The sequence below is a fragment of the Serratia sp. CY47444 genome (genome assembly GCF_052168635.1).
Classification (GTDB): Bacteria; Pseudomonadota; Gammaproteobacteria; order Enterobacterales; family Enterobacteriaceae; genus Serratia; species Serratia bockelmannii.
Genome location: NZ_JBJNMH010000001.1, coordinates 434,537 through 461,090, shown reverse-complemented (window position 1 = coordinate 461,090; position 26,554 = coordinate 434,537). Strand labels below are relative to the sequence as shown.

Sequence of the window (26,554 nt, the reverse complement as noted above, 5' to 3'; positions counted from 1 at the left end):
AAGACGCTCCCTCAATTAAATAGAGTTAAAAAAATGCTTTGTGTGATCTATAGAAGCCCGAAACGCGATCAAACTTATCTTTATGTCGAAAAAAAAGACGATTTCTCTCGTGTGCCGGAAGCGCTGATGAAAAGTTTCGGCGTACCGCAATTCGCCATGATGCTGTCGCTCGATGAGCGCAAGAAATTGGCCTCGGCGGATATCGAAAAGGTGAAGCAGGCGTTGAAAGACGAAGGCTATTACCTGCAGTTCCCGCCGCCGGTAGAAAACCTGCTCAACCAGCATCTGGCGGGCGACAAGGTCTGAGACAGTTGCCACGGCCAGGGGAGGCGCGATGACACCTTCGGCAAGAAGAATTGTATTGGCCGCCTGGCTGACGTTGGGCGGGGTGCTGATGCCGGGCGCAGCGCAGGCGGCGCAGGAGACGACGCTGGCGACGAGCGGCCGGGATCCGGCGCAGTTCCCGGCGTATGTCGAACAGCTCAAGCGCCGGGCGCGGGAGCAGGGCATCAGTCAGGCCACCCTCGACCGCGCCTTTGCGCAAATCCATTTCGTCGATCGGGTGATCAAGGCCGATCGCAATCAGCCGGAGCAGAAGGTAACCCTGGATGACTATCTGCGGCGGGTGATGACGCCCGTTAAAGTGCGCCAGGGGCGCGAACTGTACCGGCAGCGCCACGCGCAATGGACGCGCGCCGGCGAGCGCTATCGGGTGCCGGGGCGCTATATCATCGCGCTGTGGGGCATGGAGAGCGCCTACGGCAAGATTCAGGGGCGGGAAGATGTGGTGTCCGCGCTGGCGACGCTGGCGTTTGAAGGGCGCCGCGAAGCCTTTTTCAGCCAGGAGCTGATGGCGGCACTGCAGATAGTCGAGCAGGGGCACGTCGGCGATACACCGCTGAAAGGTTCCTGGGCCGGCGCGATGGGGCAATGCCAGTTTATGCCGAGCTCTTTCCTGCGCTATGCGGCGGACGGTGACGGTGACGGGCGCATCGATATCTGGAACAACATTGATGATGTCTTCGCGTCTACGGCCAGTTATTTGTCCAAAGAGGGCTGGCAGCCCGGCATCGGCTGGGGGCGTGAGGTCAAACTGCCCGCCGGTTTCAATCGGGCCGAGCTGGGGTTGAAAGACGCGCAGGCGCGCAGCGTCAACGCCTGGCAACAACGCGGGGTACGTCGTGCGGATGGCAGTGCGTTGCCGCATGCCGTTCAGCGCGGTTGGATCATTGCGCCGGATGATCTGCAGGGCCGGACGTTCCTGGTCTATGATAATTTCCGCACCCTCATGCACTGGAATCGCTCTTACTATTTCGCTATCGCCGTGGGTATGATGGCGGACGCGATCGGACATTGATCCGGCACACCAATAATCGGCTTGGCGCGCCAAGCCTCTACAGTTTGGGAGAAGCGGTATGTATCAACATAGAGACTGGCAGGGTTCGCTGCTCGATTTCCCGGTGAACAAGGTGGTTTGCGTCGGCAGTAACTATGCCGATCACATCAAGGAAATGGGCAGCGCGGTTTCCGTCGAGCCGGTGGTGTTTATCAAACCGGAAACGGCGCTGTGTGATATCCGCCAGCCGGTGGCCATCCCTAAAGAATTTGGTGCGGTGCACCATGAGGTAGAGCTGGCGGTGCTGATCGGTACGCCGTTGAAACAGGCCAACGAAGACCGCGTTGCGCGGGCGATCGCCGGCTACGGTGTGGCGCTCGATCTGACGTTGCGCGATTTGCAGGCGGGCTTTAAAAAAGCCGGCCAGCCGTGGGAAAAGGCCAAGGCCTTCGACGGTTCCTGCCCGATGTCGGGGTTTATTCCGGTGGCGGAATTCGGCGATCCGCAAAACGCCGAGCTGTCGTTGACCGTCAACGATCAACTGCGCCAGCAGGGCAATACGCGCGACATGATCACGCCGATCCTGCCGCTAATCAGCTATATGAGCCGTTTCTTCACGCTGCGCGCCGGCGACATCATCCTGACCGGCACGCCGCAGGGCGTGGGCCCGATGGCTTCCGGAGACATGCTGAAAATCAGCCTGAACGGCAAAACGCTCAGCACCCGGGTGATCTGATTTTTCCTTGCCGCCGGCGGTGTCGGCGGCAAAGCTTGCATCTTGTGGCTAAAATGTCTATATAGTCCCCCCTCGAACCTGTGCGCAGGTGACTTATCCATTTACCGAAACCGGACGCTAACATGTCACAACTCGCTTTTTGGCAACAGAAAACGCTGGCGGAAATGTCAGAACAAGAGTGGGAATCGCTGTGCGACGGGTGCGGGCAATGCTGTTTGAATAAGCTGATCGACGAAGATACCGACGAGATTTATTTTACCAACGTAGCCTGCAACCAGCTCAACATCAAATCCTGCCAATGCCGTAACTATGAGCGGCGCTTCGAGCTGGAAGAAGACTGCATCAAATTGACGCGCGAGAATCTCACCACCTTCGAGTGGTTGCCGCCGACCTGCGCCTATCGCCTGATCGGTGAAGGCAAGCCGCTGTTCCCCTGGCATCCGCTGCTGAGCGGTTCCAAGGCGGCAATGCACGGCGAGCGCATTACGGTGCGGCATATCGCGGTGCGTGAAAGCGAGGTGGTGGACTGGCAGGACCATATCCTCAACAAGCCGGACTGGGCTAGGTAAAGGCGGGCGCCTGCAGAGCAATACGCGTTTTCATGCAAGAGGGCGGCGTGTTCAGACATGCCGCCCTCTGCGTTATTGAGCTAACCAACGGGTGTGGGGCTCATGGCATAAGCCGCCATTTCACGCTTTTTTGTCGCGGCGATGCCAGTTAGCCAGATTTTTCAGCGGCTGCTTCACATATGGGCTGGCTTTGATCAGGCTGAACAGCAGTTTATTCACCGCCGTCCCCACTTTATCCATCGGCCGGTCGATATCGAGAAACAGCACAGCGCGCAGTTCGTCGGTATCATTGCGAACCTCGTGTTCGTAGGAATCATCAAACAAAATCACCTTGCCTTCATCCCAGTGCAGAATTTGGTCGTCAACGCGGATCCAGAGCTTTTCCCGATCCTTTGGCACGATTAATCCCAAATGCGCGCGCACCACGGCACGAGTCGGGCCTTTGTGGGGGACGATGTGATAGTGCGGCTTAAGGATCGAAAACATGGCGGTGCGCATGCCGGGGATCTCGCTGACCGCCTGTGCGGTCTGCGGGCAAATGGCGCAGTTCTCATCAACCCGCTGCCCGTAGACAAACAGCCCGAAGGTTTTCCAATTATCCCCTTTGGAGATGCGTTGCTGATCCGGTGATATTTGGTGGAACGCGGGGATATCCTCCGGGTGCTCCAGCAACCGATCCAACTCCTCGCGAATGGCAGGCCAACGGGCTTCCAGCGCCGTGACCCAATTAAATTCATGATTACCGATCCGCGGCGTGGTGGAGATCAGCGAATGGCGAGTCTGAAAATCGCCGTTCCAGCGCAGGAATTTTTTCCCTGCTTTGAGCAGCATGCGCCGCAGGAATGGGCGCTGAGACGAAGGGGGCAATGTGGTATCCGGCATAGTATCGTGTCCTTGATGTCATATGATGTGCAGTAGTCAGCCAAAGCCTGGCTCACAGGAAGAAAGGGTGAAAGTCAACACGTCATTCAGCATAGGGAAAGCATCGCGAACGATTTTAATCTTTAATGCGCGAATGGCGTTGATGCTTGGTGCCGGATAGAGGGAAATTCCAACAATTTATTTAAGGCGGGTAAGGGGTTGCGTGATGGGGGATAGGGGGAAAAAAGCCCCTGCAAAGATGAGGGGCAAGACACACAACAACACCAGGGAAATCGGTAGTACTCACGTTGCCGATACTATAAGGATTTTATGGGTAAACTTCACCAAAATATTGTGCTCTGAATGTGACAAAGGCGCAGTCGTTCATAAGTAACGGTAATTTATTGATGCTCGAAGGTTGAAAGGAAGGGCCGGTTTTAGCCCCAGGTATTGCAGAAGTTTAATGTTATGTAAATTACGTGCTGAACTGAGCCGGGATGCTTCTTTTTAAACGATAAGTTGGGTAATTTGGCCGCTCTCCCGCAAGTTCGAGAGCATAACAATGAAAATGGTCCGTCTGTTTGCCGTAGCTGGAGCGCTAATCGTGCTCGTTTACTTCCTTACACATACCTGAAATGGGGTTATCTCTGAATTTGACAGTAATACCCTAAAAAAACGGCGCCTGGTGGCGCCGTTTTTTGTTTGTCTGCCGTTCAGCGGCCGAACAGATCGCGGCGGCGTGGGCGGACAAACTGTGCGATCAGTACAATCAGCGCCACCAGCAGATAGGCGCCGAAGATACCAACCAGCCATTGTGGCATTTCCAGCGTCAGGAACTGCCATTGACGCACGGAACAGTCACCGGAAGCGTGGAACACCGCCGGCAACCATTTGTCCAGCGGCAGCCAGGACGGGAAGCTGACGAAGAAATCGCAGGTATTGAATGGCGAAGGATGCAACTGGATCATGGTGTGCTTCCACGCCAGCTGTACGCCTTCCCAGGCGCTGTAGATCCACAGCAAGATCGCCGCGTAGCGCAGCGGGGTTTTCGGCGCGATAGCGCCTACCAACGAGGCGCCGAGGATGCCGAATAGCGCGCAACGCTCGTAAATGCACATCACGCACGGCTGCAGCAGCATAACGTGCTGGAAATAGAGCGCGACCAGTTCCAACACCAACGCTGTCAGGGCCATCAGCAGCCAGGCGCCGCGTCCTTGTGAACAGCGGTTAAAGAATTGCAACATATCTAGATTCTTCCATGCAGTAAGCAATTGAACCGGCAGTGTAAACCAATTCCCCCTCGCTGCCAGCCACTTGGGCCGGTTTCAGCGTAAAAATATCGGTTCACCCTGCCGGCGCCGTCTCAGTGGCTGACGGTGTCGATGGGCGGCAGCGTCAGCCAATGCCACTGCGTCAACAGCTCGGTCGCCGGCTCCAAAGTGAATTGGACGCACAGCAGGCCAACTACCGTCAACACCACCGTATAAGGCAGGGCCATCCAGACCATGCGGCCATACGACAGACGCACCAGCGGCGCCAATGCCGACGTCAGCAGGAACAGAAACGCCGCCTGCCCATTAGGGGTGGCGACCGAGGGCAGGTTGGTGCCGGTATTGATGGCGACCGCCAGCAGCTCGAACTGCTTCAGCCCGATCGCGCCGGTTTCCAGCGCGGTGCGCGCCTCGTTGATGTAAACGGTGCCGACGAACACGTTGTCGGAAACCGACGACAGCAGGCCGTTGAACAGGTAGAACAGCGAAAGCTGAGAGGAGGGCTCGGCGCGCAGCACAAACTGGATCACCGGGCTGAACAGGTGCTGTTCGATGATCACTGCGACCACGGTGAAGAACACCGTCAGCAGAGCGGTGAATGGCAGCGCTTCCTGGAACGCTTTGCCGATGGCGTGCTCGTCGTTCACGCCGCACAGGGAGGTGGCGAGAACGATGACCGACAGGCCGATCAGCCCAACTTCTGCCAGATGGAAGGCCAACGCCAGCACCAGCCAAACGCCGATCAGCGCCTGCATCACCAATTTAAGCCGTTCTTGTTTGCTACGGCCTGCGCTGGCCTTGCGGTCATACTCTTTCAGCACGTCGCGCACCGCTCCCGGCAATTGCGCGCCGTAGCCAAACAGGCGAAAACGTTCTACCAGCCAACACACCAGCAGGCCGCACACCAACACCGGCAGCGTGACCGGCGCCATACGCAGGAAGAAATCGATAAAACCCCAGCCCGCGTTTTTGGCGATAATCAGGTTTTGCGGCTCGCCCACCATGGTCATGACCCCGCCGAGCGCGGTGCCGACGCCGGCGTGCATCAGCAGGCTGCGCAGAAAGGCGCGGAATTGCTCCAGCGTCTGTTTGCGCTCTTCGCCGGTAAAATCACTGTCATCGCCAATGTCGCCGTCAGGGCGGTTTGACGTCACGTTGTGATAGATGGAATAGAAACCGGTGGCCACGCTGATCACTACCGCCACGACCGTCAGCGCGTCGAGGAAGGCAGAAAGGAAGGCGGCGGCCAGGCAAAACGCCAGCGACAGCAGCGTTTTCGAACGGATGTTGAGCAGCAGCTTGGTGAACACGAACAGCAGCAGCTGCTTCATAAAGTAGATGCCTGCCACCATAAAGATCAGCAGCAGCAACACTTCCAGATTATGTTCGATTTCCTGCGAAACCTGCGCCGGGCTGGTCATGCCGATGGCCACGGCCTCTAGCGCCAGCAGGCCGCCCGGCAGCAACGGGTAGCATTTCAGCGCCATCGCCAGGGTAAAGATGAACTCGACCACCAGCAGCCAACCCGCAATAAACGGGCTGGCGAAAAAGAACACCAGGGGGTTGATCGCCAGAAAAATGAGAATGGTCAGTTTGTACCAGTCGGGAGATTGCCCCAGAAAATTTTTGAGCAGGGCGCTGCGCAGGGTTGTTTCCATTGTCCTCTATGCATCCTTAATCAGTCGTAGCACGTACCCTAACAATGCGGTGGGGGCGTGTGCAACCGGAGCTTGTTTTACGGCGGCAAATTTCCTTCGGCCGGTGTTTTTGCGCGTTTTTTGCCACTTTATGCACACTTTCGTTTATTGTTTTTCGCTCACGCTATGTCATGTCAGCACGATCTGGTATGATGAGCTGATTACTTTTACTGATTTTATCGTCGCAACGGAACGTCAAACACATGGTCATAAAGGCGCAGAGTCCTGCCGGTTTCGCGGAAGAGTACATTATTGAGAGTATTTGGAATAATCGCTTCCCCCCTGGCTCTATTTTGCCCGCGGAGCGTGAGCTTTCGGAGTTGATTGGCGTCACGCGCACTACGTTACGTGAAGTGTTGCAACGTCTGGCCCGCGATGGTTGGTTGACCATTCAGCATGGCAAACCGACCAAAGTGAACAATTTCTGGGAAACGTCCGGCCTCAATATCCTTGAGACCGTAGCCCGTCTCGATCACAAAAGCGTCCCGCAGCTGATCGATAACCTGCTGTCCGTGCGCACCAATATCGCGTCGATCTTTATTCGCGCCGCGGTGCGCAATCATCCGGAACAGGCCCAGGAAGTGCTGGCGAAAGCCGCCGAGGTAGAAGATCAGGCAGACGCGTTCAATCTGCTCGATTACGAGATCTTCCGTGGTTTGGCGTTCGCTTCTGGCAACCCGATCTACGGCTTGATTTTCAACGGCCTGAAAGGGCTGTACACCCGCGTGGGCCGTTACTACTTCTCCAACCCGGAAGCGCGTAAGCTGGCGCTGACCTTCTACAGCAAGCTGTCCACGCTGTGCCATGAGAAGCTGTACGACCAGGTGATGGACACCGTGCGCAACTACGGTAAAGACAGCGGGGCGATTTGGCAGAGCATGCAGGGCACCATGCCGAGCGATCTGACCGAAGCGCGTCGCTGATTGCGTATAATGAAATTAAGAAAGGGCGCCATTTTGGCGCCCTTTGTCGTTATGGCGGATTACAGCGGCGTTGGTCGCGGCGGGCACCGATCGAGCAGCTCCACGCTGCCGTCTTCGTTTTGCTGTTCTAGGATCACGTCGAAGCCCCACAGGCGGTGCAGGTGCTTCAACACGTCGCGACGGCTTTTATCCAACGGCGCACGCTCCTGTGGGATATAACGCAATGTTAGCGAGCGGTCGCCGCGCAGGTCCACGTTCCAGATCTGAATGTTCGGCTCGTGATTGCTCAGGTTGTATTGTGCAGACAGCTCCTGACGGATCGCCCGGTAGCCGGCCTCGTTGTGGATCGCGGCAATTTCCAGATAGTTGTTGCGATCGTCGTCCAGCACGGTGAACAAGCGGAAGTCGCGCATCACTTTGGGCGACAGGAACTGGCTGATAAAGCTCTCGTCCTTGAAGTCGCGCATGGCGAAGTGCAGTGTCTCCAACCAGTCTTTTCCGGCGATGTCCGGGAACCAGTAGCGGTCTTCCTCGGTCGGTGATTGGCAGATGCGCTTGATGTCCTGGAACATGGCGAAGCCCAGTGCATAAGGGTTGATGCCGTTATAGTACGGGCTGTTGTAAGGCGGCTGATACACCACGTTGGTGTGGCTGTGTAAAAACTCCAGCATAAACCGCTCGGTCACACGGCCCTCGTCGTACAAATGGTTGAGGATGGTGTAGTGCCAGAAGGTGGCCCAGCCCTCGTTCATCACCTGAGTCTGTTTTTGCGGGTAGAAATACTGGCTGACTTTGCGCACGATGCGTAACACCTCACGCTGCCAAGGTTCCAGTAGCGGTGCGTTCTTCTCGATAAAATAGAGGATATTTTCCTGCGGTTCGCTTGGATAGCGACGAGCCTGCTCCGGCGACTCTTCGCGCTCGACGCGTGGCAGGGTCTTCCACAGCGTGTTCACCTGGCTTTGCAGATATTCTTCGCGGCTTTTCTGGCGCGCTTTCTCTTCCACCAAGGAGATTTTCTGCGGGCGTTTGTACCTGTCGACGCCGTAGCTCATCAGTGCGTGGCAGGAGTCCAGCAACCGTTCCACTTCTTCTACGCCGTAGCGTTCTTCGCACTGGCTGATGTAGTGACGGGCGAACAACAGATAATCGACGATGGAACTGGCGTCGGTCCAGCTGCGGAACAGATAGTTATTCTTGAAGAACGAGTTGTGGCCATAGCAGGCGTGTGCCATCACCAGCGCCTGCATGGTGATGGTGTTCTCCTCCATCAGGTAGGCGATGCAGGGATTGGAGTTGATGACGATTTCATACGCCAGCCCTTGCTGGCCCTGTTTGTAGCGCTGTTCGGTTTCGATGAACTTCTTGCCGAAGGACCAATGGGTATAGTTGATCGGCATGCCGACGCTCGAATAGGCGTCCATCATCTGCTCGGAGGTGATCACCTCGATCTGATGGGGGTAGGTGTCGAGCCGGTAATGCTTGGCGACGCGGTCGATCTGCTCCAAATACACCTGCAGCAGTTCGAACGTCCAGTCCGGTCCATCGCTCAGACGTTTATCATCCTTAACCTTTTCATGTGTTGAAGTAGTCATCAGCGCACCCTCATTATTCACGGGTCTTGCTCAAACGGCAGACCCTGTAACAAGCATAGTTCAAGTCATAATTAATCATTGCAAATCAGTGAAATAAAAATGCCGGTACGCAAAGGCGCGAACGGCGCTCAATTCGACGCCCGTCCTGGCAGAAGGCGGCACAGCACCGCGCGTCTTCTCCGAGTATAGCCCTGCGGCAAGGGCGTGCAACACATGCCTGTTGTACGACAGGGATTGAAAGTTGTTATGTTATATTGTAACTTTTCATTTTCTCAATAACGGACAAGGAGCGCATTTTGGCGAGGCATTTTGGCAAAGTGGCGGTGGCGCTGGCAGCGCTGTTTATCAGCGGGCAGGCGTTTGCCCACGGGCATCATTCACATGGCAAGCCGCTGACGGAAGTGGAAAAAAAGGCCGAGGCGGGCGTGTTCGACGATAAGGACGTCAAAGATCGCGACCTGGCGGATTGGGAGGGTGTGTGGCAATCCGTGTACCCTTACCTGCTCAATGGGGATCTCGATCCGGTGTTCAAGAAGAAAGCGGCGCAGGATAAGAGCAAGACCTTCGCAGAAGTGAAGGCGTATTACCGTAAAGGGTACGCCACCGATGTGGATACCATCGGTATTGAAAACGGCGTCATGGAGTTTCACCGCGGCGACCAAGCCAGCGCTTGTCAGTATAAGTACGCCGGGCATAAGATCCTGACCTATGTCTCTGGTAAAAAGGGCGTGCGTTATCTGTTCGAATGCCAGGAAGCCGGCAGCCTGGCGCCGAAATTCGTGCAGTTCAGCGATCACATTATCGGCCCGCGCAAATCGGCGCATTTCCATATCTTTATGGGCAACACCTCGCAGGAAGCGTTGCTGAAAGAAATGGATAACTGGCCGACTTACTACCCATTCCAACTGCAGACCAAAGAAGTCGTGGACGAGATGCTGCATCATTGATGCCCCCCGCTCCCGCGACCCCAAGCCCGCTTAGGTGGGCTTGTCCTCAGTCAAACGGTCTGACTTGCAGATAATCGTCCGTCACTTCCATTTCAAACAGCGTTTTATCCGCCAGCAAGGTCGCACGCATTCGTTCCCGGGCTTGCCGGTAGCGTTCATCCAACTGAATATCACCGGCGCTTTCCCATGCGACTCGGCTTGGCCATTGTGCATAGCCGATAAACTGCCCGCTCACATCCTGATGCAGGCGCGAGCCTAGGCTGCCGCGCTGCAGATAGATACCTTGGGTCAATTCAAGCCAGGCCTGGCGAAAGGCGTGTTCGTGCCCGGTTTTGACTGAAAATTGGTAGATGGCGATGAACATAAGGCGTTCTCCACGATAGCGACAGTGTGAACTTTAGGCGTTGCTTCTGGCGTTAACGTTCATATCGTGCTGCAGCGTTCAATGTAAACGGGCGGGCTAAGGGCTCGGGTGTTTTATTCCAGCACTGAAAGCAAGGTTAACGGTAGCTGTAATTTTACGCGATTTTTCTGCTGCGGAGGGAGGGGGCTCTCTTTGTTTGTTATGTTGGAATTTTTTATTTTATTGGTTTTTTGTTCTGCTTATGTACTGGCTGGTATTTTTATATTCTGTTAAATCAATGTTGCTTATTACGCCTTTTTTGATTGCTATCATTGATAGCATTGCTATCTATTCAGCGGCGGTTTGACGCCATAGGCCCCTCTAAACCGCATCTTATCGCTATTTTCAGGTGGCTATTGCAAATGCATGACCCATCGACGATAAATTAATTGTGAATATTGTCACGTTTGATGACGAAGTTGTTGGACGGATTTTTTCACTGAGTTAATTTCCTGTTAGCAGAAGATTATGCTTTGTGAAGCCTTAGGCTGGAGTCAGCGATGCGAGTGGTAATTTTAGGTAGTGGAGTGGTGGGCGTAGCCAGTGCCTGGTATTTGGCGAAGGCGGGGCATGAGGTGACGGTGATCGATCGTCAGCCAGGCCCCGCACTGGAAACCAGCGCTGCGAACGCTGGGCAGATCTCACCGGGCTATGCCGCACCCTGGGCGGCGCCGGGTGTGCCGCTTAAGGCCATCAAGTGGATGTTCCAGCGCCATGCGCCGCTGGCCATCCGTCTCGATGGCAGCAGCTTCCAGCTGAACTGGATGTGGCAGATGCTGAAAAACTGCAACACCGAACACTACATGACCAACAAAGGCCGCATGGTACGTCTGGCGGAATACAGCCGCGATTGTATCAAGGCGCTGCGTCAGGAAACCGGTATCCAGTACGAAGGTCGCCAGGGCGGCACGCTGCAGCTGTTCCGCACTCAACAACAGTTCGAAAACGCCGCGAAAGACATTGCGGTATTGGAAGATGCCGGCGTGCCTTACCGATTGCTGGAAGCCGGCCAACTCGGTAGCGTCGAGCCGGCGTTGGCGCAGGTGGCGCACAAGCTGACCGGCGGCCTGCAGTTGCCGAACGACGAGACCGGCGATTGCCAGCTGTTTACGCAACAGTTGGCGAAGATGGCAGAGCAGGCGGGCGTAACCTTCCTGTTCAACCGCGGCGTCGATCGTCTGCTGGTTGAAGGCGACAAGATCGCCGGCGTCCAGTGCGGCGAGGAAGTGTTTAAGGCCGACAGCTATGTGGTGGCGTTCGGCTCGTACTCCACGGCGCTGCTGCGCGGCCTGGTGTCCATTCCGGTTTACCCGCTGAAGGGCTATTCGTTGACCATTCCTATCACCGACGAAGCGGCGGCGCCGTTCTCTACGGTATTGGATGAGACGTATAAAATCGCCATCACGCGTTTTGACCAGCGCATTCGCGTCGGCGGCATGGCGGAGATCGTCGGTTTCAATACCCAGTTGGAGCAAAAACGGCGCGAAACGCTGGAGATGGTGGTGCGCGATCTCTACCCGAACGGCGGCAGAGTGGAAGAGGCGACGTTCTGGACCGGCCTGCGGCCGATGACGCCGGACGGCACGCCAATTGTCGGCCGCACTTCGCTGAAGAACCTGTATCTCAATACCGGGCATGGCACGTTGGGCTGGACGATGGCCTGCGGCTCCGGGCAGTTGTTGTCCGATCTGATGTCCGGCATTACGCCGGCGATCCCTTCCGATGACCTGGCGGTGGCGCGTTACAGCGCCGGGTTTCGCCAGCAACACGCGGTTCCGCTGAACGACGTGCATCCCGCACGTTAATCGTCGACGTTGTCATAGACTTTTCCGGCCACGCGCAGGCGCGCGTGGCCGCTGTACGCTGCCCCAAGGAGAACCGATGCCCCGTCCGATAACCGCCACGATGCATCTCGGCGCGATTGAAAATAACCTGCAGGTGGTGCGCCGTTTCGCTCCCGGCGCCAAAGTTTGGGCGGTGGTCAAGGCCAACGCCTATGGCCACGGCATCAAACACGTTTGGCGCAGCATGGCGCAAACCGACGGCTTCGCCATGCTGGATCTGGCCGAAGCGGTGCTGCTGCGCGAGTCGGGTTGGCAAGGGCCGATTCTTCTGCTGGAGGGATTCTTCCAGCCGCAGGATCTGGCGTTGCTCGACCGTTATCGCCTGACGACGGCGGTGCACAGCGACTGGCAGCTGTCGGCGATCGCCGACGCCACGCTGAACGCGCCGCTCAATGTCTATCTGAAAGTGAACAGCGGCATGAATCGGTTGGGGTTCGCACCCGATCGGCTGCATGAGGTGTGGCGCAGGGCGCAGGCGGTTGCCAATATCGGCGAGCTTACGCTGATGAGCCATTTCGCCACCGCCGACGGCCCGGAAGGCGTGGCCCAGCAGATGGCCACTATCGAGGCAGCGGCAGTCGATATACCGTTGCCGCGCTGCCTGGCCAACTCGGCCGCCACGCTGTGGCACCCTTCGACCCACGGCAGTTGGGTCCGCCCTGGGATTGTTCTCTATGGCGCTTCGCCGAGCGGTTGCTGGAATGATGTTGCGGGGACGGGGCTGCAGCCGGCGATGACGCTGAGCAGCGAGATCATCGGCATTCAGCAACTGAAGTCTGGCGATCGCGTGGGGTACGGCGGCCGTTACAGCGCCGCCGGCACGCAGCGTATCGGCGTGGTGGCCTGCGGTTACGCCGACGGCTATCCGCGTCATGCGCCGACCGGTACGCCGGTGTGGGTTGACGGCGTGCTGACGCGCACCCTGGGAACGGTGTCGATGGATATGCTGGCGGTGGATCTGACGCCCTGTCCACAGGTCGAATTGGGCGCCGACGTGGAGCTGTGGGGGAAACACCTGCCGGTGGACGAGGTGGCCACGGCGGCAGGAACGTTGGGTTATGAGCTGCTGTCGGCGTTAGCGGCGCGGGTGCCGGTCGTCACCGAAGCCTGAGCCGCGGCTCAGGCGACTTTTTTTATCTGCCCTTTAATCTGCTTGCTGAGCCGCCGTGCGTGCAGCGCCAGCAGGCAGCCCGCCAGCATGACCAATGCCAGCGACAACTTCGGCTGCAACGGCAACGCCATCGCCACCAGCCCCAGTGCGGCACCGCCGGCCATCTGTACGAAACCGACCAGCGCGGACGCGACGCCTGCCTCATTGGAGTACGGCTCCAACGCGTAGCTGGTGGCCGGACCCATCACGAACGCCAACCCGGCGCAGGCGCTGGCGACCGGCAGCATATACGCCAGCCAGTGCGCTTGCGCCGCCGCGGGCAGCAGCATGACGCCCAGCAGCAACCCCAGACAGCCCAGCCCCATCAAAATGCCGCCGGTCGCCAGGCAAACCGGACGGCCTACCTTGTGGATGATGCGGTTGGCGAAGAAGCTGACCAGCATGATCCAGAAACCGTTGGCGCCGAACACCAGCGAAAATTGCAGCGGGGTCAGGCCGGCGGTGCCCATCAGCACGTTCGGTGCCAGGGAAACGTAGGTCAGCGCCATGCCCATCGCCCCGGAGTTCACTACCGCAAAGGAAAGGAAACGCCGTTCGCTGAGGATGCGCGCATATTGGCGTACCGGCAGCCCCTTGACCGGGACGGTGTCGGCAGGGCGGGTTTCCGGCAGGCGCAGCGCGATGAGCACCAACACCAGCAGCGCATAACCGACCAGGAACCAGAAAGGGGCTCGCCAGCCGAAGGCTTCGGCGAGCAGGCCGCCGAGCAGCGGTGCCAGCGCGGGGATGATGTTCAGCGTGCCATTGAGAAAGCCGAAGGCGCGGGCAGCGTCGTCACCATTCAGGCGGTCGCGCACGCCGCTGAAGGCGACGACGGCGGTGCAGCAAACCGCCACCCCTTGCAGCAGACGCGAAGCGATGAAAAGCGTCGGGCTGGTAGCCAGCGCCGCCATCGCGGCGCCGATCATGTAGAGGATAATGCCGGCCAGCGCCACCGGCTTGCGGCCATAGTTATCCACCAGCGGGCCGGCGATGACCTGGCCGAGGCCGAGCACCAGAATAAACAGTGAAATGGTGGATTGGATCAGCGCTTCGCTGCTGCCCAGGCCGACGGCAATGGCGGGAATGGTCGGCAGGTAAAGATCGATGCCTAATGGGCCGAGCAGCACCAGGCTGAGAAGCATAAACAGAAACTTTTGCATAACAGGAAAGGCACGTCCGAGTGACAAAGAGGGCTAGAGTAGAGACTCCGGCGACAAATGAAAAGGGGCAAAGCGGGTCAGCGCTACGCCCCCTGGCGGTAATAGAGCGCCGAGACGGCATCGGCCACGTAACGGGCCTGGTGGCGAGCATCATCCAACGCACGGTGCGGCATGCCTTCGAACGGGCGTGTCTTTTTGGGGTTAAAGCCGTGAAGTTCTGCCAACGTGATCACCGTGCGCACGTCCTGAGTATCCCAGAATTTCCACGGGCAGGGCATTTCCAGCTGCTGGAAGGCGTGTTCGAGGATCGCACAGTCGAACTCTTTGCCGTTGCCCCAGACTTTCACCGTATCGGTGCTGTTCATATGGATAAAGCGGCTGAGGCTGCTCAACACGCGTTTCAGGCTCTCGGTGCCGCCGAAGGCCTGTTTGCGCGCTTCGTCGGACTGTTTCGCCCACCAGGCAACCGTATCCAGGCTGATGGTGCGGCCCGGTTGCTCTTTCTGGCAACTGACGGCGGCTTCGAATTCGGCGCCCAGTTCCCCGGTTCGGGGATCGAAAAACACCGCCGCAACCACCAGAATGACGGCGCTGGGTTTTGTGTCCAGGGTTTCAATGTCTAACATCAGATGGTGCATCGGCGTTTCCGGTGGTAGGCGTGGTGGCTTAATATTACTACAGAACGTGCGCCGATGCGGGCCGATGCGCACATGAAATCCTTTTAAAGCGCCGCGTTCAGGTTATGATGCTCGGGATACTCTTATCAGGTTGGTCGTTATCGGTGAGAACGCTTATCTTTATTCTGTGCATGGTCGGCTACTTGCTGTTGCTGGGCTACCTTAGCATGTTCGTCACGGACAAGATCTGTGAGAAGGCGGGCAACTTCACTAAAATATGCCGCGTCGTAGACATTTCCGAACCTCATATCCCCAAGTAGCAGTCTGTTTACCCCAGATAGTCGGTGGTAATCAACGGGGTCAGGATGGCCGCCAGCGCCATGAGCGCTCCCCATTGCCGCCAGCCCAGGCGCGCCAGCCAGTCATGTCGCTGCGGCGGCGTGGCCAACTGCCCGACGGCCACGCCGCCGGTCAGCAGCAGCGTCAGAATCAGCAGCACCAGGCCGCGGCTCACCAGCGTGAACTCGACATGCAGCACATTGGCGTAATAGAGGCGCATCAGAATAAAATAGCTCAGCAAGATCCAGGCGAAAACGACGTTCTTCCTGAGTACCTGCTGCAGCATCAACGCGATGAACAGGCTGTGAAAAAGCGACAGTAGCGGGGCTTCGATCGGATGCCGAACGCAGACGTTGTAGACCGCCATGTAAATGTTGAAAACCAGCAGGATATAGATCACGTAAATATACCAGCCGTAGATGACTTTGAGCTTTTTCGGGTTCGGCGGCAGGGAGAGTGCGTCCGGTTTCATTAATGCCTCCTGATGATGCCATGCAAACGCTGCGGTTGAAGACGACGCGGCGACATCGTAATTTTAAATCCACTGGGTATATATCACCCGTGCGCTAAATGACAATTAAACGCATGAACGGCTTTATTTCCGCGTTGACCTGGAACTCTTTGGCGCTTGCGGGGTCGATTAGCGTGCGAATGTCTGGCGGTTTTCCCGCCACAATGGAAGACGTAATACATTGATATGAGAGATTATAAAAACACTTCTGGCACAAAAATCCTGCTGCTGTTCAGCCTGACATTTTACACACTGTTGCCACCGTTGTTGACGACGGCCGTGTTCAACCGTTTCAATCTTAATCCGTTCGCGATCGTCAAATTTTTTCACTTTAACCCGTTTTTGGCCGATCGGGGCATACCCAGCTATCAGACTTTCTTCTATTTGCTGATGCTATGGTTGGGGTTCAATGTTTTGCTCTGGCTGCTGGTGTGGGGGGGAGGGCGACTGTATCAGCGCTGGCGAGCGCCGCGCGGCTGATAGTTTTCCAAAGGGAAAAAGTTGCGTGGGGAAATGACTTTACATTCAATAATGAGACGTATTATCATTTGTTTCGCCGGTGAGGGGAAAAGGGTTGTCTCCTTCTGTGCCCCCCGATCCGGCACGACATTGCTCACATTGCTTCCAGTTTTCATGCCAGCCTTGCGCTGGCGTTTTTTTATCCCTCGCCCAAAACCACGACGTCGGTGGTCAGCCTCATTTCATTAACACGATTGCTTAAAAGCAACCGCGCGGCATGGGGGGCGTTAGAACAGCGAAAACAGCAACACGACCGGCAGGCTCAACGGCCAGGTTAACCCGATGGTCACTGCGCTGATACAGCGAATTTTGACGGTGTCCCGGCTAACCAGGTAGGTGAAAACCATAGAAACTAAAAGACCAATAAAATAACAGTATTGCGTTGCAACCCACAGCGGCGACATGAAACCCGATCCCAATTGTATTTTTACGCGCGAATTCTAGGAGCTTGGCGGGGGATAATCAATGACCAAAGGCCGTTTATTCAAACCTTTATTCATAAGGACGCATAATTCATTTCTATAAAGAACGTGGGGTTATTAACGGCTTTACGTTTATTACCAAAAGAAATCAACAGCATAGTTACCGGTAACATTCTGCGTCAGGCAAGCCATCGTTTTGGAGGAACTCCGCTGAGCAGTAAAAGGGCCTGTGAGGGGGGGAAACGCGATGAGTCTATAATTCATAAAGATTAATGATGTATTTGCGGCAAAAGGCTGAGGTGAAGTGCCGTTGTCCGTTCGCGAGCCCTTTAAGCGTCGGTTTTAGCGCATCGTAACGATGCGCCGCTGACGAGTCGGGAAGAGGGATTGTTGTCGTTGTAGGTTTAATGAATGTTAAGACCGTAGACGAACAGCCACGAAAACAGCAGCGCCAGCAGGCATGCCATAAAAACGATGGAGATCATTTCCTTCACAACTTCATTCCTTTTCCCGTGAGTCAAATTTACTTCTCTTTGTTTTTGCGCGAAATTTTAGATCGCCATGGGTAAAAATCCTAGTTTTAATCCCGTTTTTTTCTCTGGCATTGCGGCGTAAGCCGCGTCGATAGGCCGTGGCGACGCCGGAAAAGCAGGGGGCGTTAACTCGTCGTAGCTATTGCTGAACGCTGTGGGGCTGACTATATAAAATAGGGACTGTGTGACGTCGAAGGCAGCCAGGCGTGTCTCTTAAGGGGGGCCGTTCATCTGTCTACGGCGCTTTCCTATGAGATGAGGAGTCGGCAATGAGCACAAAACCCACTATCGTGCTGGTACATGGATTCTGGGGCGGCGCCGCGCACTGGAGTAAGGTTATCATCGAGTTGTCGCGCAGGGGCTATTCGGCGATTCATGCGGTAGAAATGCCGTTGACCTCGTTGGCTGAGGATGCGGAACGTACGCGTAAGATGGTCGCGCAGCAAGCGGGACCGGTAGTGTTGGTAGGGCACTCTTACGGTGGTGCCGTGATCACGGAAATGGGCAACCAGCCTAACGTGGTTGGCCTGGTCTACATCGCCGCGTTTGCGCCGGATGCCGGTGAAAGTGCCGGCGATATTACGCAAGCGCATCCTCCTGCGGCAGTCGAGAATTTGACCCCGGACAGCGACGGTTATCTGTGGATCAAAACCGACAAGTTTCACGAAAGCTTTTGCCAGGATCTGACCGCCGACGAGGCGCTGGTGATGGCGGTGACGCAGAAGGCTCCGCTGGCTGATACCTTTGGTAACACCCTCGGTGAACCTGCCTGGAAACATAAACCGTCATGGTATCAACTCTCCAGCGACGATCGCATGATAGCCCCGGAGAATCAGCGACGTATGGCGCAGCGGCTGCAGCCTAAGAAAGTGATGGTACTCAATGCCAGCCACGCCTCGCTGGTCTCTCACGCCGAGGAGGTGGCGAGTTTGATTGACGAAGCGGCCGGTTCGCAATAAAGCAAGAGCCGAAAGGTTCTTCGGAATAAAAGGTGACAGACTATTCCTCCGCTGCCTATTACGCCGGGCTAAAGAGCCGGCGTAATAGGGGCCCATTAAGGATAAACGCTGATATCGCTATCGATATTAATGATTAACAGCATCATCAGCACGACGGCGGTGGCAATAATGGCGTAGATGTCTGCCTTACGCATATCGCCTTAACGCCCGTTAACCCCGATCATTTCTATTGCCGCACGATGCAGCCTCTGAAAATAATCATCGGGCTGTTTTTCTATCTCCTGGATAAGGCTGGCGAGCAGGTTCTGTTTGGTTATCGGCTTGTTGGCGGTCAGCACCAGAAGCACGTTTTTGCCGAGCAGGCAGCATATTTGCTTATGGTATTCATCAACGTCGTGTTTGTTGAGGCCATAGAGGGTGTAGTCGATCATGATGTTTAACCTGCTGACAGGTAGATGCCCGCCGCAGCGGGCTGAGAAGCCATAGAAAAATAAAATGAGGCAAATTTCGCTTAGGAAAGGTCTTAAGCGATGGGATAACGATAACTGAATGGGAATATTCCTATCAAGCCGTGTGGACGTGGAGGCGAATGTTTAGGAATAACCTCAGAAGAACAAATAATAGAGAGGGTCGTTCTGGGGAACGCGACTTATTATTGACATTGTTATTGTGTAAAAAACAAACACGGATGATGTAAATATAATGCGGAAAAGAAACAGCCGGAAAACGGCGTTTTCCGGCTGTGGTGACATTCACGCGATGTTATTCACACGGTCTGCTTGCGAAACAGTTCGCGGAATACCGGATAGATATCGTCCGGTTCGCGGATATGCTGCATGGCGAAGTTGTCGAACTTCGCCTGCAGATCCTCATATTCACGCCACAGCGTTTGGTGAGCGCGGCGAGTGATCTCTATGTAGCTATAATAACGCACCATCGGCAGGATCTTCTTCGCCAACAGTTCATGGCACAGCGGTGAATCGTCGGCCCAGTTGTCGCCGTCCGAGGCTTGCGCGGCGTAGATATTCCATTGCGCCGGGTCATAACGTTCTTCGACGACGTCGTTCATCAACTTCAGCGCACTGGAGACGATGGTGCCGCCGGTTTCCTGTGAATAGAAGAACTCCTGTTCATCCACCTCTTTTGCCTGGGTGTGATGGCGAATATAGACCACCTCAACGTTTTTGTAGGTTCGGCTCAGGAACAGATAAAGCAGAATGTAAAAACGCTTGGCCATGTCTTTGGTCGCCTGATCCATCGAACCGGACACGTCCATCAGGCAGAACATCACCGCCTGGCTCGAGGGCTCCGGCCGGCGCTCATAGTTTTTGTAGCGCAGGTCGAAGGTATCGATAAACGGCACGCTTTCGATTTTCTTGCGCAGTTCGGCAATTTCTTTGCGCAGCCGCTCCTCTTCCAGCAATTGCACGGGTTCGGTGTTTTCCAACTGGGTCAGCGCGTCTTCCAACTCGTGCAACGCGCGTCTTTTACCGGCGGTCATGGCGGTACGCCGCGCCAGCGAGTTCTGCAGCGAACGCACGACGCTGATGTTGGCCGGCACGCCGTTGGCGGTATAGCCGGCGCGATGGGTTTTGAACTCGGTCAATTGCTTGTACTGATTCTTCTTCAAGTTGGGCAGGGCGAGATCCTCGAACAAAAGATCGAGATACTCATCTTTGGATATCTGGAAGACGAATTCATCCTGGCCCTCACCGTCCTGACTGGCGTTCCCTTGGCCGCCGCCACCGCCTGCGCCGCCCTGAGGCCGCTCAACGCGATCGTTCTGCACGAAGTGGTCATTGCCCGGGTGAACGCGATGGCGAGTGCCGCCGCGCCCCTGATGAAACATCGGTTCGTTGATATCGTCAGTGGGGATGGAGACCGACTCCCCGCTGTCTACGTCGGTGACCGAACGCTTGTTGATGGCTTCGGCAATCGACTGTTTGATTTGCGACTTGTAACGGCGCAAGAAGCGCTGGCGGTTCACCATGCTCTTGTTTTTGCCGTTCAGCCGTCGGTCAATGAAATAGGCCATACTTCCCCCAAACGACGTTGCCAACTTTTCATGTCCCGGTCGCGGCAGCGCAATGTGCCAGCCCCTCCGTGGGCTGCGCTGCAACGTCCATGACTGTGGACATGGCCCTGATAATGCCGCTTACCTGAGGCATTATGAGGATTTTCTGACCCGCAGATACCATTCACACAGCAGGCGCACCTGCTTGCGGGTATAGCCTTTCTCCATCATGCGGTCGACGAAGTCGTCGTGTTTTTTCTGCTCGTCCGTCGACGTTTTGGCGTTGAACGAAATCACCGGCAACAGCTCTTCTGTATTGGAGAACATTTTTTTCTCGATCACGGTGCGCAGCTTCTCGTAGCTGGTCCAGTTCGGATTGCGGCCGTTGTTGTTGGCACGAGCGCGCAGCACGAAGTTCACGATTTCGTTACGGAAATCTTTCGGGTTGCTGATACCGGCCGGTTTTTCAATTTTTTCCAGTTCGGCGTTCAAAGACTCACGATCGAACAGCTGGCCGGTATCGGGATCGCGATACTCCTGATCCTGGATCCAGAAGTCCGCGTAGGTCACATAACGGTCAAAAATGTTCTGTCCGTATTCCGAGTAGGATTCCAGATAGGCGGTCTGGATCTCTTTGCCGATAAACTCGGCGTATTTCGGGATCAGATAGCCTTTCAGGTGTTCCAGGTATTTCTCGGCCAAATCCTGCGGGAACTGTTCGCGTTCGATCTGCTGCTCCAGCACATAGAACAGGTGTACCGGGTTGGCCGCCACCTCGGCGTGATCGAAGTTGAATACCCGCGAGAGGATTTTAAAGGCGAAACGGGTGGAGAGGCCGTTCATGCCTTCGTCAACCCCAGCGTAGTCGCGGTACTCCTGATAGGACTTGGCTTTCGGATCGGTATCCTTGAGACTTTCGCCGTCATACACGCGCATTTTCGAGTAAATGCTCGAGTTTTCCGGCTCTTTCAACCGCGACAGCACGCTGAACCGCGCCAATGTTTCGAGGGTGCCCGGTGCGCAGGGCGCGTGGGTCAGCTCACTGTGATCCAGCAGCTTGTCGTAAATTTTGATCTCTTCAGACACGCGCAGGCAGTAAGGTACTTTGACGATGTACACGCGGTCGAGGAACGCTTCGTTGTTCTTGTTGTTGCGGAAGGTCACCCACTCGGATTCGTTGGAGTGCGCCAGAATAATGCCGCTGAACGGCAGGGCGGAGATGCCTTCAGTGCCGTTGTAGTTGCCTTCCTGGGTCGCGGTCAGCAGCGGATGCAGCACCTTGATCGGCGCTTTGAACATCTCAACGAACTCCATAATCCCCTGGTTGGCGCGGCACAGGGCGCCGGAGTAACCGTAGGCGTCCGGATCGTTCTGCGCGTGGTTCTCCAGTTTACGGATATCCACTTTACCGACCAGCGCCGAGATGTCCTGGTTGTTTTCATCGCCCGGTTCGGTTTTGGCGATGGCGATCTGTTCCAGAATGGAAGGGCGCACCTTCACGACTTTAAATTTGGTGATGTCGCCGCCGAACTCATGCAGGCGTTTCGCCGCCCACGGCGACATGATAGTGCCGAGGTAGCGACTCGGGATGTTGAACTCTTTCTCCAGGATCGAGGCATCTTCCTGCGGGTTGAACAGGCACAGCGGATGATCGTTGACCGGGCTGCGCTCGCCATTGGCGCTGAGGGTGTAGATGGGCACGCGCTGCATCAACGCCTTAAGACGTTCTGCCAGCGAGGACTTACCGCCGCCCACCGGGCCCAGCAGGTAAAGGATCTGTTTCTTCTCTTCCAGGCCCTGCGCGGCGTGTTTCAGGTAAGAGACGATCTGTTCGATGGCCTCTTCCATGCCATAGAATTCCTCGAAGGCCGGATAGCGTGCGATCACGCGATTGGAGAACAGGCGCGACAGGCGTGATTCTAGCGCAGTGTCGACCATCACAGGTTCACCGATAGCCATCAGCAGACGTTCGGCCGCGTTGGCATAGGCACTGCGATCTTGCCGGCAAATGGTAAGAAATTCCTGCAGTGTGAACTCTTCGTCCTTGGCAGCTTCGTAGCGCTGGCGATAGTGGTCAAATATGTTCATGATGCCCGTCCTTTCGTTATTAGCACAGGTTAAAGAGAGCGTGTGATAGTGTTCTGGCCCCCGGAAGATGAGAATACGCCTGAGTACAGCAACCCGTATGCCAACTTGGTGCGCTTATTATCGCGAGTTGCGCTGTATGCCACTGGGCCCAGGATAAATTCGCCTTCTGATTTAAGCTTAGTTTGCTTGCCGGAAAATTTCCTGCCGCAGAAAAAGCTTTTTTTAAGTCATATCAATGACTCAGTTATTACCGTGTTAGCCAAATGCCTTGTCTGGCGCGGCCTGCGGGATAAAACGTCATCGATCCGCCATGATTAATTCATAATTCCGCTATAAGTTATTCGATCTTGGTCGTTTTCTATTGTAAAGATTAGGCGCGCAACTAAATTTTCACATAAACTATTGCGGCTATTAACCCTGTAATTTATGGAAAAAGAACCAGTGAAGATTTCAAAACTCAAAACGCTAGCAATTATCGCTTCCGCAATGGTTTGTGCGCAAAGTGCTCAGGCGGGGACCTGGTCACTTGGCGCTGCCGCGCTGGTTAGCCCGGACGCGTATCGCGGTTATCAGGACCGCGTTTATCCGGTGCCCGTCATCGACTATGAAGGTGATGACTTCTACTTCCGTACTCTGACCGCCGGTTACTACCTGTGGAAAGATCAAGAAAACCAGCTGAGCATCATGGGTTACTACACGCCATGGGGCTACCGCCCGGGCGACAGCGACGACGATCGCATGAAGCGCCTCGACAAGCGTCGCGGCACGCTGATGGCCGGCCTGGCCTATTCGCACAACGCGGAGTGGGGCACTATCCGTACTACTTTCACCGGCGACACGCTGAACAACAGCAACGGGCTGGTGGGCGATGTGGCTTACCTGTACAAGTTTGATCTGGACGCATTGACGCTGGTCCCGGGCGTGGGCGTAATGTGGAACAGCAAGAACCAGAACAAATATTACTACGGCGTCAGCGCCAATGAATCCCGCCGCAGCGGCCTGGATAGCTACACCCCAGGCGATAGCTGGGCACCGTATCTCGAGCTGAGCGCCAATTACCAGATCAACAAGAGCTGGAACGCTTTCTTCGTCGGCCGCTATGTGAAGCTGTCGGATGAAGTAAAAGACAGTCCGATGGTGGATAAATCCTACACCGGTTTGTTGATGACGGGTGTGAGCTACACCTTCTAATCACGCATTGCACGATTATCGTGCATGGCGTGCATTAAAAAGGGGCGCAGGCGCCCCTTTTGCACATCTGCAGTGCGCTGCCGCGCACGATCCCTCAGGCTTTTTTACGGCTGCGGAAGGTGACTCCCAAACGGGCGGGTTGCTCGCCGGCGGCGATCAGCGGTTTGCTGACGCGCCCGGTCTCGATACAAACCATGGTCTTGTAACCGTCGTTCGGCATATCCCCCATGCTGCAGGAGAGTTCTGCGCCGGGGTTCCAGGCGATGACGTCGCTCATATGATGGTGGTGAATCTCGATGGTGCGTGCGAGCGCCGGATCGCGGATCTGGCTGAAGGCCTCCGGGCGAGTATAGACACGGTCGGTTTGGCCGACGAAGGTCACTTCACCTGCCTGACGTGCCTCTGCACCGCCCGCCACCTTGTCGATATAAGGCTCGCCCAGACCCGCCACGCTGACCCGTTCGATGTCGCCGACCTGGAAGTAGCTATGTAGCGCCGCCGTGGCCTGATAATCGCCGTGCGATTCCAGTTCGATCTCGCACTCTGCACCCAGTTTGAAGCGGGCAATCAGCGTGAAGGCGTGCGGCCACAGTTTTCGGGTCTGCTCATTGTCTTTCAGCGTGAAGGTCAGAATGACGCCGTTGTCATCTTCATCGTGCGCCGTCAGGCTCCAGGGCTGGTTACGGGCAAAGCCGTGGGAGGGTTGCGCCACTGGACCGAACCACGGCCAGCAGATCGGTACCCCACCGCGGATGGCCTTGCCTTTGGCAAACGGGGTATTGTTGCTGAGCCAAATTACCGGCTGCTCACCGCTGGGCTGCCAGGCCAGCAAATGGGCGCCCTGCAGCGCGACGGCCGCGCGCACTTTCGGGTGCGAGACCACCACCACGCCCAGCTCATCGAGCTGACGTTGGCTGATGTAAGGTGAAATCTGTTCGGAAACGGGCAGGGTGAAAATTTTCTCGTTCATTTCATGACCTATTGTTTGCCGGAGAGACAAATAAAAAAGGGCGACAAAAATGTCGCCCTCATTATCAGCTTAACATCATGCCATTACTTGGAGATGTGAGCGATCAGATCCAAAACCTTGTTGGAATAACCGGTTTCGTTGTCGTACCAGGAAACCAGCTTCACGAAGTTGTCGTTCAGTGCGATACCGGCTTTGGCATCGAACACGGAAGTCAGCACTTCGCCGTTGAAATCGGTGGAAACCACGTCGTCTTCAACGTAGCCCAGAACGCCTTTCATAGAACCTTCAGCGGCGTCTTTGATGGCTTTCTTGATTTCTTCGTAGGTAGCCGCTTTTTCCAGACGTACGGTCAGGTCAACAACGGATACGTTAGGCGTCGGTACGCGGAACGCCATACCGGTCAGTTTGCCTTTCAGCTCTGGCAGAACCACGCCAACCGCTTTCGCTGCGCCGGTAGAAGAAGGGATGATGTTCTGGGATGCGCCGCGGCCGCCGCGCCAGTCTTTGTGGGACGGGCCATCAACGGTTTTCTGAGTAGCGGTGGTCGCGTGAACGGTGGTCATCAGGCCTTCAACGATACCGAAGTTGTCGTTGATGACTTTAGCCAGTGGCGCCAGGCAGTTGGTGGTGCAAGAGGCGTTGGACACGATGTCCTGGCCGGCATATTTGTCAAAGTTAGCGCCGCGCACGAACATTGGGGTCGCATCTTTGGATGGGCCAGTCAGAACCACTTTTTTAGCGCCGGCGGTGATGTGTTTACGCGCGGTTTCGTCGGTCAGGAAGATACCGGTCGCTTCAGCAACCACGTCAACGCCTACTTCGTTCCACTTCAGGTTAGCCGGGTCTTTCTCTGCGGTAACACGGATGGTTTTGCCGTTAACAACCAGGTGGCCGTCTTTAACTTCTACCGTACCGTTGAAACGGCCGTGAGTAGAGTCATACTTCAGCATGTAAGCCATGTACTCTGCGTCCAACAGGTCGTTGATTGCAACGATCTCGATGTCAGAACGCTCTTGAGCAGCACGGAAAACAATGCGACCGATACGGCCAAAACCGTTGATACCTACTTTGATAGTCATATATTCCACCAGCTATTTGTTAGTGAATAAAAGGTTGGTTGTAAAATTACAAAAACCTTACCCAGCGTCAAGCGGAATCGTGTCAATTCTTGCGGCAAGTCAAACCAGAAGGGTGGTTTTGCACGCTTATTGCACAGTCCATTTGCGCTTGGCCTCATCCGTTATATGGGGACAAGCCGCCAAGTATAAAGTCAGCATACGCAAGATGTGTGATCGCTATCACATATCATCGTGACGTAGCCTTTATGGGCTACAGTTTAGGCCAAAAACTCCTGCAGCGGTGTTAATTTTTTGTTATTATTAATCATTGTTTTCGTTGACATTATCCACATTCAGAGATAAGCACAAATGGCTAAAGAGACAACCCCCGGTCATCCGGTCACGGAACTGAATGAAATCCAACGTTATGTGACGCAACAGCATGGTACCGAAGCGCCGTTCAGCGGCAAATTGCTGCACAACAAGCGCGAGGGCGTGTACCATTGCCTGTGCTGCAACCAGCCGCTGTTCTATTCCGAAACCAAATACGATTCCGGCTGCGGTTGGCCGAGTTTTTATGAGCCGGTTTCCGCCGATGCAATCCGCTATCTTGATGATAATTCGCATAATATGCATCGTGTTGAAATCCGCTGCGGCCACTGCGACGCGCACCTGGGGCACGTTTTCCCCGATGGCCCGCAGCCGACAGGCGACCGCTACTGCGTCAACTCCGCCTCGCTGAGTTTCACCGATGGCGAAAATGGCGACCAAACGGCCGGTTAAGTGGTAATTTAACTAACAAAATCGATTCAGCTAATTATTCATCCGTAAGCGAGAA

The 26,554-nt window shown here is 55.7% G+C and carries 26 protein-coding genes; 12 read left to right on the top strand and 14 right to left on the bottom strand.

Features of this window, described 5'->3' with window-relative positions; all coding sequences use genetic code 11:
• The first annotated feature begins 33 nt into the window (after positions 1-33).
• The 4 genes from ACJ8IL_RS02080 to ACJ8IL_RS02065 all read left to right on the top strand — a co-directional run bounded on the left by ACJ8IL_RS02080 (position 34) and on the right by ACJ8IL_RS02065 (position 2,641).
• Positions 34-306 (top strand): YcgL domain-containing protein, encoded by a 273-nt coding sequence (locus ACJ8IL_RS02080; protein ID WP_261125895.1) that lies wholly within the window; start codon positions 34-36, stop codon positions 304-306.
• A gap of 88 nt (positions 307-394) precedes the next feature.
• Positions 395-1,357, top strand: a complete 963-nt coding sequence (locus tag ACJ8IL_RS02075; protein WP_225735592.1) for a lytic murein transglycosylase — start codon at positions 395-397, stop codon at positions 1,355-1,357.
• Between the two features lie 58 nt (positions 1,358-1,415).
• Positions 1,416-2,072, top strand: a complete 657-nt coding sequence (locus tag ACJ8IL_RS02070) for a fumarylacetoacetate hydrolase family protein (protein WP_004932286.1) — start codon at positions 1,416-1,418, stop codon at positions 2,070-2,072.
• A gap of 122 nt (positions 2,073-2,194) precedes the next feature.
• Positions 2,195-2,641, top strand: a complete 447-nt coding sequence (locus ACJ8IL_RS02065) for a YcgN family cysteine cluster protein (protein WP_025303110.1) — start codon at positions 2,195-2,197, stop codon at positions 2,639-2,641.
• 120 nt (positions 2,642-2,761) lie between these two features.
• Here the strand turns inward: ACJ8IL_RS02065 and ACJ8IL_RS02060 are convergent, their stop codons facing one another.
• The 3 genes from ACJ8IL_RS02060 to nhaB form a co-directional block, all read right to left on the bottom strand.
• A complete protein-coding gene (locus ACJ8IL_RS02060; protein WP_043143013.1) occupies positions 2,762-3,523 on the bottom strand; it encodes an aspartyl/asparaginyl beta-hydroxylase domain-containing protein in 762 nt (253 codons plus the stop codon).
• 692 nt (positions 3,524-4,215) lie between these two features.
• Positions 4,216-4,746: a disulfide bond formation protein DsbB gene (dsbB, locus tag ACJ8IL_RS02055; RefSeq protein WP_004932277.1), complete on the bottom strand. Its 531-nt coding sequence runs from the start codon at positions 4,744-4,746 to the stop codon at positions 4,216-4,218.
• Positions 4,747-4,865: 119 nt separating this feature from the next.
• Positions 4,866-6,431 carry a sodium/proton antiporter NhaB gene (gene nhaB, locus ACJ8IL_RS02050; protein ID WP_025303108.1) on the bottom strand — a complete coding sequence of 522 codons (1,566 nt, stop codon included), beginning with the start codon at positions 6,429-6,431 and terminating at the stop codon, positions 4,866-4,868.
• A 242-nt stretch (positions 6,432-6,673) separates the two neighbouring features.
• On the opposite strand from nhaB, the gene fadR reads away from it, so the two are divergent.
• On the top strand, positions 6,674-7,393 hold the full coding sequence (gene fadR, locus ACJ8IL_RS02045) for a fatty acid metabolism transcriptional regulator FadR (protein ID WP_025303107.1): 720 nt from the start codon (positions 6,674-6,676) through the stop codon (positions 7,391-7,393).
• Between the two features lie 59 nt (positions 7,394-7,452).
• Here the strand turns inward: fadR and ACJ8IL_RS02040 are convergent, their stop codons facing one another.
• Positions 7,453-8,988, bottom strand: coding sequence for a SpoVR family protein (locus ACJ8IL_RS02040; protein ID WP_025303106.1), 1,536 nt, complete (start codon positions 8,986-8,988; stop codon positions 7,453-7,455).
• A 296-nt stretch (positions 8,989-9,284) separates the two neighbouring features.
• On the opposite strand from ACJ8IL_RS02040, the gene zinT reads away from it, so the two are divergent.
• Positions 9,285-9,935, top strand: a complete 651-nt coding sequence (gene zinT, locus ACJ8IL_RS02035; RefSeq protein ID WP_025303105.1) for a metal-binding protein ZinT — start codon at positions 9,285-9,287, stop codon at positions 9,933-9,935.
• Between the two features lie 46 nt (positions 9,936-9,981).
• On the opposite strand, the gene ACJ8IL_RS02030 is transcribed toward zinT, so the two are convergent.
• Complete coding sequence (locus tag ACJ8IL_RS02030) at positions 9,982-10,299, bottom strand: antibiotic biosynthesis monooxygenase family protein (RefSeq protein WP_025303104.1); 318 nt, start codon at positions 10,297-10,299, stop codon at positions 9,982-9,984.
• 539 nt (positions 10,300-10,838) lie between these two features.
• On the opposite strand from ACJ8IL_RS02030, the gene ACJ8IL_RS02025 reads away from it, so the two are divergent.
• Both ACJ8IL_RS02025 and dadX read left to right on the top strand, forming a co-directional pair.
• Positions 10,839-12,143 carry a D-amino acid dehydrogenase gene (locus ACJ8IL_RS02025; RefSeq protein ID WP_049295776.1) on the top strand — a complete coding sequence of 435 codons (1,305 nt, stop codon included), beginning with the start codon at positions 10,839-10,841 and terminating at the stop codon, positions 12,141-12,143.
• A 76-nt stretch (positions 12,144-12,219) separates the two neighbouring features.
• Positions 12,220-13,293, top strand: coding sequence for a catabolic alanine racemase DadX (gene dadX, locus ACJ8IL_RS02020; RefSeq protein WP_197769170.1), 1,074 nt, complete (start codon positions 12,220-12,222; stop codon positions 13,291-13,293).
• Between the two features lie 8 nt (positions 13,294-13,301).
• On the opposite strand, the gene ACJ8IL_RS02015 is transcribed toward dadX, so the two are convergent.
• The 4 genes from ACJ8IL_RS02015 to ACJ8IL_RS02000 form a co-directional block, all read right to left on the bottom strand.
• Positions 13,302-14,495 (bottom strand): multidrug effflux MFS transporter, encoded by a 1,194-nt coding sequence (locus tag ACJ8IL_RS02015; protein ID WP_025303101.1) that lies wholly within the window; start codon positions 14,493-14,495, stop codon positions 13,302-13,304.
• An 83-nt stretch (positions 14,496-14,578) separates the two neighbouring features.
• Positions 14,579-15,133, bottom strand: coding sequence for a 3'-5' exonuclease (locus ACJ8IL_RS02010; RefSeq protein ID WP_038629407.1), 555 nt, complete (start codon positions 15,131-15,133; stop codon positions 14,579-14,581).
• Positions 15,134-15,440: 307 nt separating this feature from the next.
• The gene (locus ACJ8IL_RS02005; protein WP_025303100.1) at positions 15,441-15,923 is read right to left on the bottom strand and encodes a hypothetical protein; all 483 of its coding nucleotides are present in this window, start codon (positions 15,921-15,923) and stop codon (positions 15,441-15,443) included.
• 785 nt (positions 15,924-16,708) lie between these two features.
• Positions 16,709-16,885 carry a GhoT/OrtT family toxin gene (locus tag ACJ8IL_RS02000; RefSeq protein ID WP_025303098.1) on the bottom strand — a complete coding sequence of 59 codons (177 nt, stop codon included), beginning with the start codon at positions 16,883-16,885 and terminating at the stop codon, positions 16,709-16,711.
• Positions 16,886-17,705: 820 nt separating this feature from the next.
• On the opposite strand from ACJ8IL_RS02000, the gene ACJ8IL_RS01995 reads away from it, so the two are divergent.
• Positions 17,706-18,395 (top strand): alpha/beta hydrolase, encoded by a 690-nt coding sequence (locus tag ACJ8IL_RS01995; RefSeq protein WP_238969423.1) that lies wholly within the window; start codon positions 17,706-17,708, stop codon positions 18,393-18,395.
• Positions 18,396-18,595: 200 nt separating this feature from the next.
• On the opposite strand, the gene ACJ8IL_RS01990 is transcribed toward ACJ8IL_RS01995, so the two are convergent.
• The 3 genes from ACJ8IL_RS01990 to yeaG form a co-directional block, all read right to left on the bottom strand.
• Entirely contained in the window at positions 18,596-18,826 is a 231-nt protein-coding gene (locus ACJ8IL_RS01990) for a hypothetical protein (protein ID WP_004932237.1), read from the bottom strand.
• Between the two features lie 335 nt (positions 18,827-19,161).
• The gene (locus ACJ8IL_RS01985; RefSeq protein ID WP_004932234.1) at positions 19,162-20,430 is read right to left on the bottom strand and encodes a YeaH/YhbH family protein; all 1,269 of its coding nucleotides are present in this window, start codon (positions 20,428-20,430) and stop codon (positions 19,162-19,164) included.
• Positions 20,431-20,562: 132 nt separating this feature from the next.
• Positions 20,563-22,497: a protein kinase YeaG gene (gene yeaG / locus ACJ8IL_RS01980; protein WP_025303096.1), complete on the bottom strand. Its 1,935-nt coding sequence runs from the start codon at positions 22,495-22,497 to the stop codon at positions 20,563-20,565.
• A 42-nt stretch (positions 22,498-22,539) separates the two neighbouring features.
• On the opposite strand from yeaG, the gene ACJ8IL_RS01975 reads away from it, so the two are divergent.
• Positions 22,540-22,815 (top strand): hypothetical protein, encoded by a 276-nt coding sequence (locus ACJ8IL_RS01975; protein ID WP_173889450.1) that lies wholly within the window; start codon positions 22,540-22,542, stop codon positions 22,813-22,815.
• A 108-nt stretch (positions 22,816-22,923) separates the two neighbouring features.
• Complete coding sequence (locus ACJ8IL_RS01970) at positions 22,924-23,688, top strand: MipA/OmpV family protein (protein WP_025303095.1); 765 nt, start codon at positions 22,924-22,926, stop codon at positions 23,686-23,688.
• A 94-nt stretch (positions 23,689-23,782) separates the two neighbouring features.
• Here the strand turns inward: ACJ8IL_RS01970 and ACJ8IL_RS01965 are convergent, their stop codons facing one another.
• Both ACJ8IL_RS01965 and gapA read right to left on the bottom strand, forming a co-directional pair.
• On the bottom strand, positions 23,783-24,658 hold the full coding sequence (locus ACJ8IL_RS01965) for a D-hexose-6-phosphate mutarotase (protein ID WP_442516315.1): 876 nt from the start codon (positions 24,656-24,658) through the stop codon (positions 23,783-23,785).
• A gap of 83 nt (positions 24,659-24,741) precedes the next feature.
• Positions 24,742-25,737 carry a glyceraldehyde-3-phosphate dehydrogenase gene (gapA, locus tag ACJ8IL_RS01960; protein WP_004932222.1) on the bottom strand — a complete coding sequence of 332 codons (996 nt, stop codon included), beginning with the start codon at positions 25,735-25,737 and terminating at the stop codon, positions 24,742-24,744.
• 348 nt (positions 25,738-26,085) lie between these two features.
• Here gapA and msrB point away from each other — a divergent pair, with 348 nt between their 5' ends.
• Entirely contained in the window at positions 26,086-26,499 is a 414-nt protein-coding gene (msrB, locus tag ACJ8IL_RS01955; RefSeq protein ID WP_442516314.1) for a peptide-methionine (R)-S-oxide reductase MsrB, read from the top strand.
• Positions 26,500-26,554: the final 55 nt, after the last annotated feature.